A 6,000-nucleotide genomic window follows, 5' to 3' on the forward strand; every position below is an offset into this window, starting at 1 on the left:
GGACGTAGAATGACAGGGTGGCTACTTGGGCCAATGACCGTCGTATCGGCGGGTTCATGTATGCCAGTGGTTAGTGACGGAACATGACAGACGATCTCGGCGGCCATATCCTGCTTCTGTCCGGCCACCCCGGCTCCGGCAAGTCCACAATCGCCGAAACGCTGGCGCACTTGCCCGGGGTTCCAAAAGTGCATTTTCACAGCGATGACCTATGGGGTTATATCAAGCATGGCCGCATCGATCCATGGCTACCGCAATCCCATCAGCAGAACCGCATGATCATGCAGATCGCCGCCGATGTCGCAGGTCGCTATGCCGAGGCGGGTTATTTCGTCATTCTCGATGGCGTCGTGCGACCGGACTGGCTCCCGGCCTTCCTGGCGCTTGCATGCCCGCTGCACTACATCGTGCTGCGCACGACAGTAACAGAAGCAATCGAACGCTGTCAGACTCGCGGCGGCGACAGCCTCCACGATCCGCTGGTCGTGGCCGATCTTCATGCCCAGTTCGAAAATCTCGGGGCTTTCGAGCACAACCTACTATCGTTGTCGGGCAAGGACAGGGATCAGGCCTTGCACGCGGTCATCAATGCGCTGCAATCGGCACGTTTCCGTATTGATGCCACGAGCGATGGCAATCGATTACGAACATAGAGGTGAAGCAAGCGTGGCTGTCCCAACAATCTATCTCCTGCGCCACGGCGAAACAGTCTGGAACTGTCTTGGCCGGTTTCAGGGGCAACAGGATTCGCCGCTGACCGCGCGCGGTATCGAACAGGCAGATCAAGTCGCACGCCTGCTCCGTGACGCTCTCTGCGACGATGAGCAGTCTTTCCGGATGCAAATCAGTCCGCTCGGGCGCGTGCGACAGACAGCAGAACGGGTCCTGGCCGAGGTTACGCTCCAGTATCTCGAAGATGACAGGCTCGTTGAGGTCACCACCGGATCCTGGGACGGGATGACGCGATTTGAGATTGATGCCGAATTTCCTGGGCGCCTCGAAGGATCCAACGCATTCGACTGGTATTTCAGGGCGCCGGATGGCGAAAGTTTTGAAGACGCCTGCAAGCGCGCGACGTCATGGATCTCGGATCTCCGGCATCCGACGATCGCCATTTCCCATGGCCTGTTCGGGCGGATTCTTCGGGGTGTTTTTCTCGGACTTTCGAAGCTGGAAATGCTCGAACTGCCCGTTCCGCAGGATGTGTTGTACCGACTGGATGATGGCAGGTGCGATCTCATCACAGCTTGACCCGCACCGTCATGATCCAGAAAGCCAAGGGCCAAGGACGTCATTCGCCACGTCGACAGGGGACAGACACATGCATACACTTAACGTCATTTACCTGGCTTATCTCGACTGCCTCAACCGTCAGGCCTTCGATGAGCTCGGCACTTTCGTCGACGATACTGTTGAACACAACGGCCGGGCGTTAGGGCTGTCGGGCTATCGCGACATGTTGGTCAGGGACTTTGCTGATATTCCAGACCTTCGGTTTCAGGCAGAGATCCCTGTCAGCGACGTGCCCCGGATCGGCGCCCGGCTTTCGTTCGATTGCACTCCCAAATCCACCTTCATGGGCCTTCCGGTCAATGGCCGACGCGTTCAGTTCTGCGAGCATATTTTCTACGACTTCGAACAGACAAAAATCCGCAGGGTCTGGTCGGTCATCGACAAGGCCGCAATTGAGCGCCAGCTCGGCTGACGGCCTTCACCGGACGAAGGTATCTGTGGCCCGCCAGCGCCAGAAAAATGAGCCGAAAGAGTGTGATTGCACGAGACGCTCGCTGAAGCCGGACAGCCTCAATTTATGCAGACAGCTGCTGAGGTCGCGGGCGTTGCACAAAGGTTACATCATATTTCGGGAAAAAGGCATATGAATGATCTCTCATATAAGGGAGTTCAGAGACTATGAAGAAAATCGTATCGACTATTGCATTCGTGCTTGCGGCATCGACTGCAATGGCGGCCGATGCCGTATCAGAAGTTCCTGCAGCCCCGGCAGCAGACGTTGCGCCGCTGTTCAGCTGGACCGGGTTTACCGCCGGTGTCCAGGCCGGCTACGGCTGGAACAACAATGACGCTTCGATCGTCGGCCTTCCCGGCCAAACGTCCGCAGACTTCGACGGTGCTCTTGCCGGTGGTTTCGTCGGCTTCAACTACGACCTTGGCAACAGCTGGGTCGTTGGCCTCGAAGCAGACTTCGAAAAGAACTGGGGCGATGATTCAGCCACTATCCTTGGCACGGGCTTTGACTACGGGTTTGACTGGCAGGGTTCGGTTCGTGGCCGGGTCGGCTACGCATTTGACCGTGCCCTGGTCTATGGTACCGCAGGCTGGGCCTATGCTCGCGGCTACGCGGAAGTTCCGGGCATTGCCGACGTGAAGGAAACGTTCAACGGCTACACCGTCGGCGTTGGTCTCGACTACGCGTTTACCGACATGGTGTTCGGACGCGTTGAGTATCGTTACACCGATTTCGGCGACAAGGATTTCGATGTCGGCGGCGCTGCAATCAATGCAGATGTCGACCAGCATGCAATACGCGTCGGCCTCGGCGTAAAATTCTGATTCACCCGGACAGCAACAGCAAAAGCCCGGCCATTGTGCCGGGCTTTTTTCTTGTCCCTTTTCCGAAGGCGGGAAGCGACAAACAGGGGTGGGCAAGTACGGGCCACCTGTTGGCCAGTTGCAATGCCACCACAATGACTGAACATGCCGACCAGGACCCGGACGCGACCGGACACGCTCCTTCTCCCTCCAGCAAACGATCAGCCAGCCTCACCCACGATTTCCCCTTTGAGCAAATCCCCAAGCAGTGCACGATCGGCATCACGCAGCGCCATCTGCGTCAGCTTACACCGCAGTAAGTGGAGCAGCATCTGCGCATCCATTCCATCCGCCGGCTTTTTGCAGTTGGTTGAGAATCCATGTGCCAAGCGGCACTTTCAGCCGCACCTCGAGCTCCCGTTGCCGCGCGGCAAGGTTCCGCGGATGATGCGGGTGTTCCCTCGAGGCATTGGATCGGTACAAGCATGTTCCATGCGTTCGACGACGACACTATTCGCGACCAAGCGCGGTGGCTAGCTGACGGATCCCCTGGATTTGCTTAAGCACACCAACCGCAGCTTGGAGCAACTTGCGATTTAGATAAAATTTACACTAAATCCTATCGGTTTGATACCGATCCGGCCATGCTACGTTTCACGCAAGTCAAATCGGGAGGCCGGCTGCGATGATCTGGAATTTGGAGAAACTTGAACAAGAACGTCTCGACCTCATCGAGGTCATCGACAATCTCAAGAGGTGGGCACGTTTCTCTATAGACGACCGGCACATCATCTCATTACAGATCACCGCACATATGATGCGACTTAGCCAACTGGATGAAGACCTGGCGCACTTGCGCAGTCAAGAATTTCGCTCGGTTGAATATCTAGCTGCTGACTGAGGCCCGTCGTTGTGGCGAATTAAGGACCCGTTTGTGTGAGCATTTTGCTTATGCCCATACCGCGAAACCTCCGCGGCTGATGCCAGGGGTTTTTGTGAAGATATTGGTTGCGGGGGCAGGATTTGAACCTGCGGCCTTCAGGTTATGAGCCTGACGAGCTACCGGGCTGCTCCACCCCGCGTTACCAGCGTAAATCCCTATGGGATTTATCGCGACCAGCGTAAATCCCTATGGATTTATCGCGACCAGCGTAAATCCGTATTGGATTTATCGCGACTGCATCACAGGGACGCTGTGATGTATAGTTCCGGAGCAAATTGCCGAAGGCGATTTGTCTCCTTTAAGGGACGCACGTTGCGTTTTCCTTATGTTTTCATGTTCCGCAATGCAAAAAGGCCGCTTTGAGCGGCCCTTTGTATCGGCTGGGCCGAAGAGTTTGCTTGAGAAGATATTTGTTGCGTTTTGCAGACCTGGCAGCGACCTACTCTCCCGCGTCTTGAGACGGAGTACCATTGGCGCTGGGGCGTTTCACGGCCGTGTTCGGAATGGGAACGGGTGCAGCCGCCCCGCGATAACCACCAGGTCGGCAAAACGCAACACAGTTCATGTTTTCACATGAGTGTTGTTTCGAGAAGCTGGGAAGCTTGCGCTTCATTTAATTTAACACGTCTTTCTGCGACCTTTCCCGTATGTTTGCCATACAGACCAGAGGTCGTCGCGCCCTGTGGCGCGGCCCGTCCGGAGCGCTATGCGCGTCAGGACAGAACAGATGATGCTCGTCTTTGATGAGCATGAACAATGGGAACGAAGAAGTCGATCGAGCTATTAGTAACGGTAAGCTTCACATGTTGCCATGCTTCCACACCCGTCCTATCAACGTGGTCGTCTTCCACGGCTCTGATAGGGAACACTCGTTTTCAGGTTGGTTTCCCGCTTAGATGCCTTCAGCGGTTATCCATTCCGTATATAGCTACTCTGCTATGCCCTTGGCAGGACAACAGATCCACCAGAGATACGTCCATCCCGGTCCTCTCGTACTAGGGACAGATCCTGTCAATATTCCTACACCCACGGCAGATAGGGACCGAACTGTCTCACGACGTTCTGAACCCAACTCACGTACCGCTTTAAATGGCGAACAGCCATACCCTTGGGACCTGCTCCAGCCCCAGGATGCGATGAGTCGACATCGAGGTGCCAAACAACCCCGTCGATATGGACTCTTGGGGGTCATCAGCCTGTTATCCCCGGCGTACCTTTTATCCGTTGAGCGATGGCCCTTCCACACGGGACCACCGGATCACTATGACCGACTTTCGTCTCTGCTCGACTTGTCAGTCTCGCAGTCAGGCGGGCTTATGCCATTGCACTCGACGACCGATTTCCGACCGGTCTGAGCCCACCATCGCGCGCCTCCGTTACTCTTTCGGAGGCGACCGCCCCAGTCAAACTACCCACCATACACTGTCCCGGATCCGGATAACGGACCGCGGTTAGACATCCACGAAGATAAGGGTGGTATTTCAAGGATGGCTCCACAAGAACTGGCGTCCCTGCTTCAAAGCCTACCACCTATCCTACACATGCCTTGGCGAATGCCAGTGTAAAGCTATAGTAAAGGTGCACGGGGTCTTTCCGTCTGACCGCAGGAACCCCGCATCTTCACGGGGAATTCAATTTCACTGAGTCTATGTTGGAGACAGCGGGGAAGTCGTTACGCCATTCGTGCAGGTCGGAACTTACCCGACAAGGAATTTCGCTACCTTAGGACCGTTATAGTTACGGCCGCCGTTTACTGGGGCTTCAGTTCAGAGCTTGCACCCCTCCCTTTAACCTTCCAGCACCGGGCAGGCGTCAGACCCTATACGTCGTATTGCTACTTCGCAGAGCCCTGTGTTTTTGATAAACAGTCGCTACCCCCTGGTCTGTGCCACCCCATCATACTTGCGTAAAATGGGGTCACGCTTCTTCCGAAGTTACGCGTGCAATTTGCCGAGTTCCTTCAACATAGTTCTCTCAAGCGCCTTGGTATACTCTACCTGACCACCTGTGTCGGTTTCGGGTACGGTCTATACGGTGGAGCTATTTCCTGGAACCTCTTCGCCGCACATTCAATCCAGTAAGAATGTACAACACACGAGATCCGTCACTACCACCAGGCCCACGAATATTAACGTGGTTCCCATCGACTACGCGTGTCCGCCTCGTCTTAGGGGCCGGCTAACCCTGCTCAGATTAACTTTAAGCAGGAACCCTTGGTCTTTCGGCGAGGGAGTCTCTCACTCCCTTTATCGTTACTCATGTCAACATTCGCACTTCCGATATCTCCAGCAGCCCTCACGGGTCCGCCTTCACAGACTTACGGAACGCTCCGCTACCACGCAACAGTCACTACAACTGTCACATCCTCAGCTTCGGTGCATGGCTTTAGCCCCGTTACATTTTCGGCGCAAAGACCCTTATTTAGACCAGTGAGCTGTTACGCTTTCTTTAAATGATGGCTGCTTCTAAGCCAACATCCTGGTTGTTTTGGGATCCTCACATCCTTT

Annotated in this window: 6 protein-coding genes, 1 tRNA gene and 2 rRNA genes (1 of these 9 cut by a window edge); 5 read left to right on the forward strand and 4 right to left on the reverse strand. The window is 55.3% G+C overall.

All coding sequences use genetic code 11. From position 1 onward, the window contains the following. The first annotated feature begins 83 nt into the window (after positions 1-83). From QE432_RS00150 to QE432_RS00165, 4 genes are all read left to right on the forward strand, one after another. Positions 84-653 carry an AAA family ATPase gene (locus QE432_RS00150; protein ID WP_111796714.1) on the forward strand — a complete coding sequence of 190 codons (570 nt, stop codon included), beginning with the start codon at positions 84-86 and terminating at the stop codon, positions 651-653. After that, positions 631-1,251: a histidine phosphatase family protein gene (locus tag QE432_RS00155; RefSeq protein ID WP_111796713.1), complete on the forward strand. Its 621-nt coding sequence runs from the start codon at positions 631-633 to the stop codon at positions 1,249-1,251. The genes QE432_RS00150 and QE432_RS00155 overlap by 23 nt, the downstream gene beginning before the upstream one ends. 70 nt (positions 1,252-1,321) lie before the next feature. Further along, entirely contained in the window at positions 1,322-1,705 is a 384-nt protein-coding gene (locus QE432_RS00160; RefSeq protein ID WP_306622688.1) for an ester cyclase, read from the forward strand. 206 nt (positions 1,706-1,911) lie between these two features. Next, complete coding sequence (locus QE432_RS00165; protein ID WP_306622691.1) at positions 1,912-2,571, forward strand: outer membrane protein; 660 nt, start codon at positions 1,912-1,914, stop codon at positions 2,569-2,571. Positions 2,572-2,771: 200 nt separating this feature from the next. Here QE432_RS00165 and QE432_RS00170 read toward each other — a convergent pair whose 3' ends face one another. Further along, positions 2,772-2,894 (reverse strand): hypothetical protein, encoded by a 123-nt coding sequence (locus QE432_RS00170; RefSeq protein ID WP_003518941.1) that lies wholly within the window; start codon positions 2,892-2,894, stop codon positions 2,772-2,774. 341 nt (positions 2,895-3,235) lie between these two features. On the opposite strand from QE432_RS00170, the gene QE432_RS00175 reads away from it, so the two are divergent. Further along, a complete protein-coding gene (locus tag QE432_RS00175; protein ID WP_174027884.1) occupies positions 3,236-3,451 on the forward strand; it encodes a hypothetical protein in 216 nt (71 codons plus the stop codon). Between the two features lie 104 nt (positions 3,452-3,555). Here the strand turns inward: QE432_RS00175 and QE432_RS00180 are convergent. The 3 genes from QE432_RS00180 to QE432_RS00190 form a co-directional block, all read right to left on the reverse strand. Continuing rightward, positions 3,556-3,632, reverse strand: a tRNA-Met gene (locus tag QE432_RS00180). Between the two features lie 287 nt (positions 3,633-3,919). Then, a 5S ribosomal RNA gene (gene rrf / locus QE432_RS00185) occupies positions 3,920-4,034 on the reverse strand. A 221-nt stretch (positions 4,035-4,255) separates the two neighbouring features. After that, positions 4,256-6,000, reverse strand: a 23S ribosomal RNA gene (locus QE432_RS00190); it runs 1,062 nt beyond the window's last position.

Source organism: Agrobacterium sp. SORGH_AS_0745 (assembly GCF_030818995.1).
In the GTDB taxonomy this organism is placed as follows: Bacteria; Pseudomonadota; Alphaproteobacteria; order Rhizobiales; family Rhizobiaceae; genus Agrobacterium; species Agrobacterium tumefaciens.